This window comes from Desulfitobacterium dichloroeliminans LMG P-21439, assembly GCF_000243135.2.
Lineage (GTDB): Bacteria > Bacillota > Desulfitobacteriia > Desulfitobacteriales > Desulfitobacteriaceae > Desulfitobacterium > Desulfitobacterium dichloroeliminans.
In genome coordinates, this window is the sequence record NC_019903.1 from 356060 (window position 1) to 369533 (window position 13474).

At 42.9% G+C, this 13474-nt stretch carries 11 protein-coding genes; all 11 read left to right on the top strand.

The genetic code is table 11. The annotated features are described in order from the left end of the window. The first annotated feature begins 286 nt into the window (after window positions 1-286). The 11 genes from DESDI_RS17755 to DESDI_RS01635 all read left to right on the top strand — a co-directional run bounded on the left by DESDI_RS17755 (window position 287) and on the right by DESDI_RS01635 (window position 13408). A complete protein-coding gene (locus DESDI_RS17755; protein ID WP_015260884.1) occupies window positions 287-463 on the top strand; it encodes a hypothetical protein in 177 nt (58 codons plus the stop codon). Between the two features lie 287 nt (window positions 464-750). Beyond that, window positions 751-2199, top strand: coding sequence for a tryptophanase (locus DESDI_RS01590; RefSeq protein WP_015260885.1), 1449 nt, complete (start codon window positions 751-753; stop codon window positions 2197-2199). Between the two features lie 62 nt (window positions 2200-2261). Then, on the top strand, window positions 2262-2669 hold the full coding sequence (locus DESDI_RS01595) for a molybdenum cofactor biosynthesis protein MoaE (protein WP_015260886.1): 408 nt from the start codon (window positions 2262-2264) through the stop codon (window positions 2667-2669). A 222-nt stretch (window positions 2670-2891) separates the two neighbouring features. Then, the gene (locus tag DESDI_RS01600; protein WP_427846163.1) at window positions 2892-4031 is read left to right on the top strand and encodes an MFS transporter; all 1140 of its coding nucleotides are present in this window, start codon (window positions 2892-2894) and stop codon (window positions 4029-4031) included. A gap of 26 nt (window positions 4032-4057) precedes the next feature. Further along, window positions 4058-4423 (top strand): VOC family protein, encoded by a 366-nt coding sequence (locus DESDI_RS01605; protein ID WP_015260888.1) that lies wholly within the window; start codon window positions 4058-4060, stop codon window positions 4421-4423. Window positions 4424-4557: 134 nt separating this feature from the next. After that, window positions 4558-5910, top strand: a complete 1353-nt coding sequence (locus DESDI_RS01610; RefSeq protein ID WP_015260889.1) for a YeiH family protein — start codon at window positions 4558-4560, stop codon at window positions 5908-5910. 48 nt (window positions 5911-5958) lie between these two features. Next, on the top strand, window positions 5959-6327 hold the full coding sequence (locus DESDI_RS01615) for a hypothetical protein (protein ID WP_041219203.1): 369 nt from the start codon (window positions 5959-5961) through the stop codon (window positions 6325-6327). A gap of 388 nt (window positions 6328-6715) precedes the next feature. Continuing rightward, entirely contained in the window at window positions 6716-8062 is a 1347-nt protein-coding gene (locus tag DESDI_RS01620) for a YeiH family protein (RefSeq protein WP_015260891.1), read from the top strand. A 197-nt stretch (window positions 8063-8259) separates the two neighbouring features. Then, window positions 8260-10440 (top strand): PAS domain-containing sensor histidine kinase, encoded by a 2181-nt coding sequence (locus DESDI_RS01625; protein WP_015260892.1) that lies wholly within the window; start codon window positions 8260-8262, stop codon window positions 10438-10440. Further along, window positions 10441-11832, top strand: a complete 1392-nt coding sequence (locus DESDI_RS01630) for a sigma-54-dependent transcriptional regulator (RefSeq protein ID WP_015260893.1) — start codon at window positions 10441-10443, stop codon at window positions 11830-11832. A 103-nt stretch (window positions 11833-11935) separates the two neighbouring features. Then, the gene (locus DESDI_RS01635) at window positions 11936-13408 is read left to right on the top strand and encodes a protein adenylyltransferase SelO (protein ID WP_015260894.1); all 1473 of its coding nucleotides are present in this window, start codon (window positions 11936-11938) and stop codon (window positions 13406-13408) included. Window positions 13409-13474 lie beyond the last annotated feature (66 nt).

Below are 13474 nucleotides of genomic sequence, written 5' to 3' on the forward strand. Positions count from 1 at the left end.
TGGCGGAAGCAAGGTCATAAGAGAAGACCGTGGTAACCTGCAACTGTGCGGATTACTGCGGTCTTTTTACATAATTAATAGCTCAGTATATCATTTCTGCATCACAGGTACTGCGATGGACAAGCCCAAATTCCCAAGCGCTTGGGAATTTGGGTTGTCTAAGCTTTCCTGGAGGTAATCACCATCCTTTGAGAGTGCTTGTGCACTAATATTTAAGCATTTTAGCTGTCATTTTGCTGGAACCCGCAATAAGATAACATACAAAAACATTGAGGGGGAAGGCGAGATGACAAAGATAGAGAAAAGGTTCGACAGCCTCGTGTGTGAAGTTTGTGGGGGTAATGAAACAGTTCAAGTGGTGACGGCGATTAAACCAGACTGGTCTGAGTCTTTGTATGTTCAAGAGGTTTACTGGTGTGTCTGTCGTGAATGCTCGGATAAAGGAACCTTTCTCCATGAGTGATTTTGGGTAAGTAGAACGGTGGTAGAGGTTCTAAGAAATACGTTTGAACTTTAGGTTTTACAAAAGCTGATGAGTGACTTATAATGTTAATGTAGAATGGGTAGAACAGTAGGATGCTTTGCATAGTAGGATTTTAATTGAGTAAGTTAGTAGGTCAGTAGGATGGTAGATAGGCCAAGATGGCTATGTTAGTCCTGCACTCCTATGGGGTGCTTTTTTATTTGTCAGAGGTTCCATCCAACTGAACAGCTCCCATCATCTACATAAAAAAGAGAAGGAGTGTTCAAATGTCTAATGTAAAATTTTATTCAGGTGAAAATATCCCCCTCGAAATGCACAAGGTTCGGATTGTGCAAAAATTAAATATCATGCCGATTGAGCGGCGCTTAGAGGCCTTGAAGGAGGCCGGGTTTAATAATTTCCTCCTGAAAAACCGGGATGTCTTCATGGATATGCTCACCGATAGTGGGGTCAATGCCATGAGCGACAAGCAAATGGCAGCCATGATGGAGGCAGATGACAGCTATGCTGGTTCTGAAACCTTTACGAAGTTAGAAACTAAAGTCGGTGAGATTTTTGGTAAAACGCTCTACCTGCCAGCCCATCAAGGGAGAGCTTGCGAAAATATTATCGCTCAAACCTTCGTTAATCCCGGTTCAACCGCTATTATGAATTATCACTTCACTACGACAAGATCCCATATCGTTAGAAATGGTGGGACGGTTGAAGAATTACTGAATGAAGAAGGTTATCAGGTCAATAGCGAATGTCTCTTCAAAGGTAATATGGATATTCCCAAGTTAAGAGCATTAATCTCAGAAAAGGGCGCAGAAAACATTTCCTTCGTTCGCTTTGAAGCAGGGACCAATCTTATTGGCGGGCAACCCTTCTCTCTGGCTAATCTGATGGAAGCCCGTAAGGTCTGTGATGAATTTGGGGTGATGCTCATATTAGATGCCAGCCTTTTAGCTGATAATCTTTATTTCATCAAGGTTCGTGAAGAGCAATGCCAAGATATGAGTATTCGCGAGATTACTCGAGCCATCGCCAATCAGGTGGATATCATTTATTTTTCCGCACGGAAGCTGGGATGTGCCCGGGGAGGCGGAATTTGCACGAACAATGAAGAGCATTTCGTTAAAATGCGTGAGCTGGTTCCCCTTTACGAAGGGTTTCTTACCTATGGTGGTATGTCGGTCCGCGAGATGGAGGCCATGGCTGTAGGTCTTGAAGAGACGATGGATGAAGACATGATTAACCAAGGCCCTCAGTTTATTGCCTATATGACGGAAGAGCTTCAGAAAAAAGGAGTTCCTGTAGTCACTCCAGCAGGAGGATTAGGATGTCATTTAAATGCAATGGAGTTTGTTAAGCATATTCCTCAGCAAGACTATCCGGCAGGTGCTCTAGCAGCAGCCCTTTATCTAGTGAGCGGTGTTCGCGGAATGGAAAGAGGGACGATGTCTGAGGAAAGGGACGACAATGGAGTGGAACCCTTTGCCGATATGGAGCTACTGCGCTTGGCGATGCCACGCCGAGTATTTACACTTTCCCAAGTCAAGTACGCTGTGGACCGGATTGCTTGGCTCTACGAAAACCGCAATCTCATTGGCGGTCTGAAATTCGTTGAAGAACCAAAGATTTTACGTTTCTTCCTAGGAAGATTGGATACGAATAGTGATTGGCCCACAGCCCTTGTCCAGAAGTTTAGAAGTGATTTCGGAGATAGCCTATAAAGAGTGCTCAAGAGGAACCTATAAAGAGAGCCTGAGAGAAATAGAATAGAGGTGTAGCGGCAATGACTAATGGAAACACGAAGAAAAAATCACCATCAGTTGATGAGTGGCTTAAAGAAGCAAAGGCTAGTCCGGCTGCTTTACAGGAAGGGATGTTCTTAGTTCATAATGGAGTGGTGCGCCAAACACCCAAAGCTAAGGTGCGCCAAGGACTTGATGATGGTTCGGTGGTCAAGGGCATGGAATTTGCTTATGATGAGGCAAAGGTTGAGGCGGCGATTGCCGAGACCAAAACCATGGCGGGGATTTTCCATGTTAGGGTATGGCTAAATGAAGGTCAGCTTGAGCTGGGTGACGACATCATGTATGTGCTGATCGGTGGCGATATCCGACCCCATGTAGTGGATGCCCTACAATTCTTGGTTGAAAAGATTAAAACCCAATGTGTGACTGAGATCGAACAAAAATAGGGATTCACGACCCCCCAGGCAATGCCGGGGGGGTTGCTATTTTTTGGACGTTAAACTCCACCCCTAAAGGGCGCTATACCCTATCTTTTAGACCACATTTCTGCTAGACTATATTGAGCATTAGTACAAAGTATCGGTTTCATGATTGAGGAGGATTATCGATTGAGCAATCAACGGGTTCACCACTCAAATAAATGGGTCGTCTTAGCTATTTCCTTTGCTATGATGATGTGCTTCGCCCTGTCTTTGCAAGCTCTGCCACCCCTATTTGAGCAGATCATGAAGGATGTACCGTTTTCTAATTCTCAAGCTGGGATTTTAATGGGATCTTATGCTATTCCCGGGATTTTCCTCCCTTTTGTCGTGGCATATTTAGCCAACCGCGTTGACATTAAAAAGTTAATCATCGGTGCTTTAATTATTATGATGATAGGCTTGGTGGCCTTTTCCTTTGCGGGTTCCTTTTCACTCTTAGTAGTGTTTAGATTAGTGGCGGGGATAGGGGCTACGGTGTTAGTAGTACTTTCTCCCCTTTTAATCACCATGTATTTTGATCAAAAGAATATCGGGATTGCGATGGGTATCTTTAACATAGCTGTGCCCCTAGGGACTGTCTTAGCGGCCAATTTTTTTGGCTCCTTGGGACGACTCCTGGGTTGGAGAGTAATATTGGTGGGTGTTGCGGGCTTTTTGGGGGTAGTTTTACTTTTAGTCATCTTCGCGCTCTTCTTGCAAAAAGGGGAGGCTTCTACCCATTCCCCTGACTTAGATAAAAAGTCAGCCCCAAGGTTCAGAGGTAGTTTGAGCCTTTGGCTGCTTACTGCTATTTGGGCTTTAGCTAATTTCCAGCTTATAGCTTATGTCACTTTTGGTCCCCAATTTTATCAGTCGCTCGGTGTATCTGTGCAACGGGCAGGATTCTTGACAAGTCTGGTCATGCTTGCATCGCTTTTCCTGGCGCCGCTCATTGGGGTAGCTTTTGATAAGACCGGTCGTAAAAAGCCCTATTTGATCATCGGAATTGCACTTATCTTAATTTCTTTCGTGGCCTTAGCTACGCATTTTCCGGGTCTACCCCTATGGGCGTTTGCTTTGGGGATAGGCTTTACTCCGATAGCTGTTTTTGCCTTTGCGCATATTCCTGAGACAGTTAGACCTCACGAGGTGGGAATGGGCATGGGGATGCTGACCGTTGCCTCGAATTTGGGCACAACAGTTGGGCCGTCTGCGTTTGGTTCAATTCTTGATCAAACACAGGGTAATTTTACCGTTACATTTATGTTTTTGGCAGCGATATCTCTGATACTTATCGCTTTTTCTTTGGGGTTAAAATCGGGGAATTCGCGTAGCGAAAGTAGGTAAACTATCTTACAAGGAGGTAATGTATCATGGATTTTTGTTGGATAACTCTGCATGTTCGTAATTTAGAGGAATCGATCAAGTTCTATCATGAGCTTTTAGGCCTGAAAATCGCCCAACGTTTCAAAGCAGGGGAAGATACGGAGATTGCTTTTCTTGGTGAAATGGATAAGCCTAAAATTGAATTGCTGCATAATAAAAAGGATGACGTCGTAGCTCAAGCTGCGGGACTTTCAATCGGCTTTCAAGTAGACTCGCTGGATAAAGCGATGGAGTATCTTAAGGAAAAGAATATCCCCATTAAAAGTGGACCGATTTCACCTTCACCAAAGACTCGATTTATCTTTATTGAAGATCCAAATGGTATCGTGGTTCAAATCGTGGAGCAAAAGTAAGAGCAATTGACGGGATTTTTCTTCAAGAAATGAGATGATTCGTGCATTACCATGGATCATCTTGTTTTTACTTGAAAAATAAGCCCGGTTGACCTAGTATTGTATATATTAAAAAGGTAAGGGAGAACTAATAGATGAGTAAAATCACCCTCTCAAGGAAACGAACTACTCCTAAAGAGGGTTTTTCGGCGCTTTGGAAGACAGAGGAATATTGGGCGGTATGGCTAGGTATAGTAGTTGTACTATTTGCAATCATGCTTTTTTACCAAGGAAATACTCTATTATCTTGGCTCGTTCTCAAAGTGCCGCACTATGATGATTTCAAAATAGCTAATCAGTATATGACGGAACATATTGGCGCATTGCTGGTGCTCTATTTGTTTTTCCTTTGTTTGTTTGGGCTGCCGATAAGAGCTCTTAAGCAAAAAATGTGGCCTTTTGCCTTAGGATTTACGGTTCTTTTTATCCTAAGTGTGGGAATCACTGTCTTAGGTTCCTGGGAGGTTATGAGGAAATATAATATTGAAACGCCTGTACTAGCTTTGATTATTGGACTTATTCTCGGTAATATTATGAGGGTTCCTCATTGGATGAATAACGCTCTTAAGACTGATTTCTATGTCAAAGTGGGTATTGTTTTGATGGGGGCTTCCCTGCCAATCAACCTAATTCTCCAAGCGGGTTTTACGGCGTTTGCCCAAGCCACAATTATTGCCGTAGCGACCTTCATGACCATTTATTGGACAGGGACAAGGTTTTTCGGGTTAGATAATCGTTTTGCAGCAACATTAGCGGCGGGGGGCTCCATCTGTGGGGTCTCGGCTTCTATCGCTATTGGTGGAGCGGTTAAAGCTGAAAAAAAACAAGTATCCATAGCGATTTCGCTGGTGGTCATGTGGTCTATCGTCATGATCTTTGTTTTACCGTTAGCGATTAACTTTTTGGAGATTCCACCAGGTCCGGCTGGAGCATGGATTGGTACAGCCGAATTGGCGGATGCCCCTGGAATGGCTGCGGCCGCAGCCATCAATGAGCAAGCGATAAAAACCTTCACCTTGATGAAAGTCGTTGGCCGCGATATGTTTATTGGATTTTGGTGCTTTATCATGGCCTTGTTCTCGGTAACGACTTGGGAGAGACGATATGAAGGTTCAAAGCCTGATGCCGCCGAAATTTGGATTCGTTTTCCTAAGTTTGTCCTTGGCTTCATAATTGCATCTATAATTATTACAGTGTTAACTTCCTTCGCAAATTCCTTAAGGATTAAAGATATATCGACCTATATTATCAGCCCCATAGTGGAATTAAGAAATTGGACGTTTATCTTTACATTTCTTTCGATTGGATTAACTAGCCGTTTTCGTGACCTTACATCCATAGGCTGGAAACCGTTTGCAGCATTTACTACGGGGATTCTAATCAATGTACCATTAGGATATCTTTTATCCGTTGTCGTTATGGGTAACTATTGGATGACGGTAAGATAAAGGAAACCGGTGAGTCATCGGGAAAACATGAGGAAAGGGGAATGCGCTATGCATCCAGATAATGTGACATGTGTTCAAAGAGCTCGATTTATCTTTCGTTTTTTTGAGAAGAAAGATTGGCAACCAGGGGAAAGACCGCCCCTTAATGATATTGTTAAAGTAAAAGATGTTTCATCTGAAGCGGTTCGTAACTTTAATAAATTTTTGAATTGGCGACTAGAGCGTATCGCCCAGATGATGGACTTACTTAAAAATGCTCATGATGACTGGGCAATCACTGGCTGGAAGGACCATATCTTAATGGAGACCGAATCCTTTGAGTTTAATAAGGCTTGCAAGATTTTAGAGGAGAATGGTTTTGGAGATGATGAGTTTTTCTTAGATGTGGAATATACCCGTCTTTGGGGCGTTCTTTAAGCTTATATCCTAGAACTTGATAAGAAATCTCTCAGGGAATTAGATTTAACCTGGGAGATTTTTTTGTCTAATTAATTGACATTTTGTCATGACATTTTGGCTATTTTGTCATTTTGTCAAAAAGAATGGTGTTGGGTAGCTAAAACTTGAACAAGCATTTAAAGCATAAAAATAATCTATCAACCGCATTTGAAATTGTTTTTTTCATTTTCTGAGACTTGGCATGGTAATTGCATTCAATAGGACAGTGAGTACTTATAGTGAAGCTATAGTGGTGCTAGATTTCATATTCACATAGGAGGTGGTATTGACAATTAAAAAATAGGGTTCGTTCTGTAGTATTATATTTGGTTTAAAAGTTTTAATAGGTAATGGAGGTTTAGTAGTTATGGCTGTAGAAAAAGAAAAAAAGGTCACATCACCTTCTGGAGGATTATCAGCTCTCTGGAAAAAGGAAGATTATTGGGCTGTTTGGCTTGGACTGGGTATGGTACTTATCACAATCCTTTTATGGGCATCGGGAAGTTCATTCATGAAGGCGATAGCAATTAAAGTGCCTACTTGGAGTGAATTCGGTACTGCAACAGAGTATCTGGGTAATAATGTCCCTGGAATTATTGGTTTATTCTTAGGCTTTTTGCTCCTTTTTTCCATCGCGATCAAGATCTTAGGGCATAATGTTTCTAAGTTTGTAGTTGGTTTCGCGGCTCTTTTCATCTTTAGTCTTTTTGTAACAGTAATGGGCTCTTGGACTGTCGCTAAAAGTTTTAACTTGGAAGCTCCGTTGCTCGCACTTGCATTTGGACTTATCATTGGAAACTTTGTGAAGATCCCTGCTTGGCTTGATGCCTCGCTAAAAACAGAGTTTTTTGTAAAAACCGGTATCGTTCTAATGGGTGCAACCCTCCCCTTTACCCTTATTATGAAGGCTGGTCCTGTAGCATTTTTACAAGCTACTATAATTTCAATAACCACCTTCGCAACAATTTATTTCGCAGGAACAAGATTATTCGGACTTGACCGCCGTTTTGCATCAACTTTAGCAGCAGGTGGTTCCATCTGTGGTGTATCTGCCTCAATCGCTATCGGTGGTGCAGTTAAAGCAGATAAAAACTATGTGTCTGTAGCAATCTCACTGGTTGTGGTATGGGCTGTCGTTATGATCTTTAGCTTACCCATCCTCATTAAAGTATTCGGTATCGATGCTGGCCCTGCTGGGGCATGGATCGGAACTTCGGAGTTCGCCGATGCAGCCGGAATGGCCGCTGCAGCAGCTATTGGTGAGCAATCTATTAAGACCTTTACCTTAGTGAAAGTTGTTGGCCGTGATATGTTCGTTGGAATTTGGGCCTTTCTTATGGCCATTATCTCTGTTACCCAATGGGAAAAGAGAGTTGATGGAAGTAAGCCAAACGCTGGTGAAATCTGGGGACGTTTCCCTAAATTCGTTCTCGGTTTCTTCGTGGCCTCAATTATTGTAACCATCTTAGTTGCCTCCAATGGTGACGCTGCGCAAGCAGACATTGACTCAGTTGTCATTAAACCCCTAAAAGAGTTAAGAAACTGGGCCTTTATCTTTACCTTCTTGTCCATTGGCTTTACGACGCGTTTCAAAGATCTAACCTCAGTGGGTTGGAAGCCTTTTGCAGCATTTACCACAGGTGTATTAGTGAATGTTCCCCTTGGCTTCCTCTTATCAGTAATCGTTATGGGAAATTATTGGGCGAACGTTTAATTAAAAATGAAAAACTAACGAGAAAAGGATGTAGACTGTAAAAAGTCTACATCCCTTTTTATTTACATGATAAACTAGAATATAGGAATGAGGACAACCGATATAACCTTAAGGGGGCGTACCGGTGTGCACCAGCTAGACTTTGTGGTTAATCTTGGGGCTGAACGGATATGGGTAAGTAGAAAGTAGGTAAGTGCGTGAAAGCCAGCAATAATCCTTGGTGGATGCGAATAAGAGTTCATGTTCTTCTCTTTGGGGTCAGCATGTCGATACTTCCCGTTTTTTTCTTAGGGTATCTAAGCTTTACCTCTGTGAAGCAACACTTAGAAGAGAATATTTATGAACAAAATTATCAACAGATAACAATGCTAGCCAGTGAGATAGAAGAGCGCTATACAAATCTAGAGAATACCTTAGCACAGACAACAGAGGTCAACGCAAGGACCCTCTTAGGCCAAGACCAAAGTGTGCGTCGAATTGTCTTAGGTACCCTGATGCGAACGGAGCCCTTTATTGATGAAATAAAAGTGGCAAATCTAGATTTCACTACTATTGACCAGGTAGCACGCACAGAGACCGTACCAAAGAACTTTCCTTCGGGAGAAATCGAGCATCAACTCAAAGAAGAAGAATCGATCGGTTCGAGCCCCATATTTTTTTTCCAGGATGGCCGACCGGCTATGTATTTGACTTTGAAACTAAAAGATCCTCTAACGCATCTGCCCATAGGGTATCTGCAAGCTAAAATTGACCTGAAGAAAATCAATAGCAGGGTAGAAAGCACCCTGCTTGATCCTTTGGAGTATATTTATCTCATTGACGAATCGGGGAATCTAATCGGACATACTGACTTTAGCCTTGTAGTTCAGAAGGCTAAGGTAAATAATGCTTCTATTCAAGACTTTTTTGAGGGACAAAACGATTCTTTTGGAAGTCGGTATAAAAATATCCAAGGGATCTCTGTCATTGGGTCTTTTGTATCCTTAGACAACCTTGGATGGGCTATCTTTATTGAACAGCCTAGCAGCGAAGCCTTTAAGACTATTCATACCTTAGCCCTACAGCTTATAGTGATAGCCGTTTTAATTATGGTTATTGTCCTTATCTTAAGTATTGGATTTGGGCTAAAACTTGTAGATCCGATCGAAAACGTGGAAAGTCGAGTTAGAGAAATCATTTCCACGGGTAACTTAGATAATCATTTGCCTATTGAAAATTGGAATGAGATAGGACGATTGGTCCAATCGTTCAATCAACTACTGAATTACTTAGATCAGAAAAATCTAAATCTGAAAGAGGAAAAGGAACTTTTGACTACCGTTGTCGACGGAATCGGAGCGGGGATGATCCTTTTAAACTCTGAAAGAAAGATTATCTGGTGGAATCCAAAGTTTACGGAATGGTTTGGCAATGAAATTATCAATTTATCTTACGAGGAGGTTGTAACGAGGGCTTCAGAGGACGGGGCAATGTATGAGAATGGTCGTAATGTTACCCTATCCTCTCATGGTGTAACTCGCCACCTTCGCCAGATGGAGTATAAGTTGTCACCTGATAACCCAGAGAATGCAGCATACCTTCTGCTCATTGAAGATGTTACTCAAGAGGTGGAATTAGAGGCTAGAATGCTCAAAACGGATAAGATGGCTGCGATTGGTCTTCTTGCTTCGGGTGTTGCCCACGAAATCAATAACCCCTTAGCTATCGTAGCCGCTCATAGTGAAGATCTGCTTGATCGTCTTGAGGAAAAAGACCCTGAGCTTACCGAAGAGGAGATTACAGAAGGTTATCATGTTGTTTTAGAACAAATTGCCCACTGTAAAAAAATCACTTCTAATTTATTAGGCTTTGCTCGTAAAAATCCAACTGAAGAATTGGTGGATCTGAAATCAGCAACTTTAAAAACATTAGAACTCTTAGCCTATAGGGCAAGACAAAACAATGTCCGCCTTATAGATGAGCTTGAAGAAGATTTATTAGTATGGGGAAATGAAAATGAGTGGCAACAAGTCGTTCTTAATATTGTAACGAATTCTTTAGATGTATCAGATAGAGATAGTATCATAGAAGTCAGAGGATATAGGGAGATAGAAAAGAGCAACCTTAATACGATGGATGATTACGATAGTACGGATGGGGAGAAGGAAGTCATCAAGATTGAGATAAAGGATTATGGTCCTGGCATTTCAGCACGGGATCAAAAGAGTATTTTTGACCCCTTCTTTACCACGAAATCCGTAGGTAAAGGAACAGGATTGGGATTGTTTGTGTGTTATGAAATTATTCGAAAAATGCATGGTACAATAGAAGTTAAAAGTGTTGAAGGTGAAGGAACCCTTGTTACAATTACTTTATTCGTTCAAAAAGAGGTGGCTTAAATGAAACGCATACCGAAGGTATTGATTATAGATGATCAGGACGCTTTACGTGAGATAATCGCCAAAAGATTAAAACGCAATGGTTATGAAGTAATACAAACAGGGACGGCTGCAGAAGGGCTAGCCTATATAAAGGACATCTTGTTTGATACGATTTTGTTAGACATCAAGTTACCGGATGGAGATGGACTGAAGCTTCTGCCCCAGATTAAAGAGCTCCAACCCGACCTTCAGGTTGTGATGCTTACTGGGCATGGGACCATCGAGTCAGCGATAGATGCCATGAAGCTTGGCGCCTATGATTACCTCACAAAACCTTGCAATTTATCAGAACTGGAATTGACACTGCAAAAGGCCTTGGAAAAAAGGGAATTGCTCCTTGAAAATACTGGCCTTAGGCAGGTTGTGCGTCGCCAGGCTTCCGGATTTACCCTTATTGCTAAAAGTCCTAAGATGCTAGAAGTCCTCGAACTCACTCGAAAGGTAGCCCAGACGGATGCGTCAATCCTCATTCAAGGGGAGAGCGGTGTAGGCAAGGACTTAGTGGCCCAAGCGATTCATGCCTGGAGTGCACGATCAAATCGCCCCTACATCCCCCTTAATGCAGGCGCTATTCCAGAGCCCTTGATGGAAAGTGAACTTTTTGGGCACGAAAAAGGAGCCTTTACCGGAGCGGGAGCTCAGAAGATTGGCCTTGTAGAAATGGCAGACCAGGGCACCCTTTTTCTCGATGAAATTGGGGATATGCCTTTAAGCTTACAGGTAAAGCTTTTACGATTTTTAGAATCGGGTGAGTTTCGTCGTGTAGGGGATACTAGGCTCAGACGCGTTAACATTAGGGTCATTGCCGCCACTAATCGCAACCTTCACGAGGAGATAAAGGAGGAGCGTTTTCGGCAGGATTTTTATTATCGCTTAAATGGTGTGACCCTGGGAGTTCCGTCCTTGCGTGAACGGAGTGAGGATATCCTGCCCCTTGCTGAATATTTTCTAGAAAAAGCCAATAAAGAAGAATTATCTACAAAACCCTCAGTGCTAGCTCCAGAAACAAAGAAAAGCTTGTTAGCTTATGACTACCCAGGAAATGTACGAGAGCTTTCCCATCTTATAAAAAGAGGACAAATACTTGCCAGCGATGGGGTCATTAATCCCTCAGATATTTGGCCCGAAAAAGTCGAAGTCAACTTAAAGCCCTCGAAAGCGCTTGATCCTATCAATGAACTTAACTCTATTGCCCAGAGTGACAATCTCCTCAAGCTAGAAGAAGTAGAGAGACTTTATATTCTTGCTACGCTAGAAAAGCTTAACGGCAATAAACCACTAGCTGCCAATCTTTTGGGAATTAGTCTTAGAAACCTGTACCGTAAGCTTCAGAGTTATGATAAAGATTAGGGAAGAATAAGCTCATTTTTCGTTTGCCTGAATTTGTTTGTTCTAAATACAAACAATAGATAGGTAAATATTTAGGGCCCATCATTTTTAAAAGGAGATAACTATGATAAATGAGCGAGAAATAGTAAAAGCCGGATGGAATTTCGACAATACCTACCCTGATCTTCCTGATTCTCTTTATACGAAGCTCGGCCCAGTCCCCGTCAATTCGCCGAAGTTAGTTATTCTCAATGAAAGCTTGGCAGAGAGCTTGGGGCTTGATGCTCAGTTGTTAAAAAGCGATGAAGGTGTAATGGTGTTTGCCGGGAACATGCTTCCTGAAGGTGCTGAACCTCTGGCCCAAGCCTATGCCGGGCATCAATTCGGTCGTTTTACCATGTTAGGTGATGGCAGGGCCTTATTGCTGGGCGAACAGGTGACACCCGAGGGTGAGCGCTACGATATCCAGCTCAAAGGTTCAGGTAAAACACCCTACTCGCGCGGAGGGGACGGTCGGGCGGCACTTGGCCCCATGCTTCGTGAATACATCATTAGTGAGGCAATGTTTGGGTTGGGGATTCCTACAACTCGCTCCTTAGCGGTAGTTACAACCGGTGAGACAATTGTTCGTGAAACTATGTTGCCGGGTGCGATACTCACCCGTATAGCCGCTAGTCATATTCGTGTGGGTACCTTTCAATATGTTTCACAGTGGGGTACCGTCGAGGATCTCCGGACCCTAGCCGAATATACTTTAAAACGTCATTTTGGACCAAGGGAAGCTGAAAACCCCTACCTAATGTTGCTTCAGGGAGTCATTAAACGTCAAGCTTCACTCCTTGCTCACTGGCAGCTGGTTGGATTTATTCACGGGGTAATGAATACCGATAACATGGTGGTTAGTGGGGAGACCATTGATTATGGTCCTTGCGCCTTTATGGATACTTATGATCCTGCCACCGTCTTTAGTTCGATTGATCGTCAAGGTCGGTATGCCTATAGGAATCAACCCTATATGGCCGCTTGGAATCTCGCCAGATTGGCTGAAACCCTTATGCCATTACTCAGTGCAGATGAGGAGGAGGCTCTTAAAATTGCAGAAGCCGAGGTTTCCCAGTTTTTTGAACTGTACGAGAAAAATTGGCAGGCTGGGATGAGGGCTAAGCTGGGGCTATTTAATGAAGAGGCGGAGGATGAGTCTCTAATTAAGGACCTTCTTGATTTAATGGAAAAGCATCAGGCAGATTATACGAATACCTTCCTTGCCCTAACCTTTGATAAACCGGGGGATTCAACTTTATTTAACAGTGGGGAATTCGTCGAGTGGAAGGAAAAGTGGCTAGGGAGAATAAACAGACAACAGGAATCGACGCAGTCCTCACACCAGTTGATGAGAAACAGCAATCCTGCTGTCATCCCACGTAACCACCAGGTAGAGGCTGTCTTGCAAGCTGCAGTGGAAGAGGGAGATTATCGCAGTTTAAGACAACTTCTCCAGGTTCTTGCGCAACCTTATGCTCACTTGCCGGAACAACTTGAATATAGTAACCCGCCGGAGCCTTCTAGCTGCGCTTATCGCACCTTCTGTGGCACCTAAATCGCCCAGCATACATACGAAGGATTCGCATACTTCAGATTGAATTGATTTTAAAAACGGAGTTGG

Coding starts and splice junctions, on each gene's coding strand:
- DESDI_RS01605 (WP_015260888.1), top strand. CDS start 4,058: ATGGATTTTTGTTGGATAACTCTGCATGTTCGTAATTTAGAGGAATCG.
- DESDI_RS01595 (WP_015260886.1), top strand. CDS start 2,262: ATGACTAATGGAAACACGAAGAAAAAATCACCATCAGTTGATGAGTGG.
- DESDI_RS01620 (WP_015260891.1), top strand. CDS start 6,716: ATGGCTGTAGAAAAAGAAAAAAAGGTCACATCACCTTCTGGAGGATTA.
- DESDI_RS01635 (WP_015260894.1), top strand. CDS start 11,936: ATGATAAATGAGCGAGAAATAGTAAAAGCCGGATGGAATTTCGACAAT.
- DESDI_RS01630 (WP_015260893.1), top strand. CDS start 10,441: ATGAAACGCATACCGAAGGTATTGATTATAGATGATCAGGACGCTTTA.
- DESDI_RS01600 (WP_427846163.1), top strand. CDS start 2,892: ATGATGATGTGCTTCGCCCTGTCTTTGCAAGCTCTGCCACCCCTATTT.
- DESDI_RS01590 (WP_015260885.1), top strand. CDS start 751: ATGTCTAATGTAAAATTTTATTCAGGTGAAAATATCCCCCTCGAAATG.
- DESDI_RS01615 (WP_041219203.1), top strand. CDS start 5,959: ATGCATCCAGATAATGTGACATGTGTTCAAAGAGCTCGATTTATCTTT.
- DESDI_RS17755 (WP_015260884.1), top strand. CDS start 287: ATGACAAAGATAGAGAAAAGGTTCGACAGCCTCGTGTGTGAAGTTTGT.
- DESDI_RS01610 (WP_015260889.1), top strand. CDS start 4,558: ATGAGTAAAATCACCCTCTCAAGGAAACGAACTACTCCTAAAGAGGGT.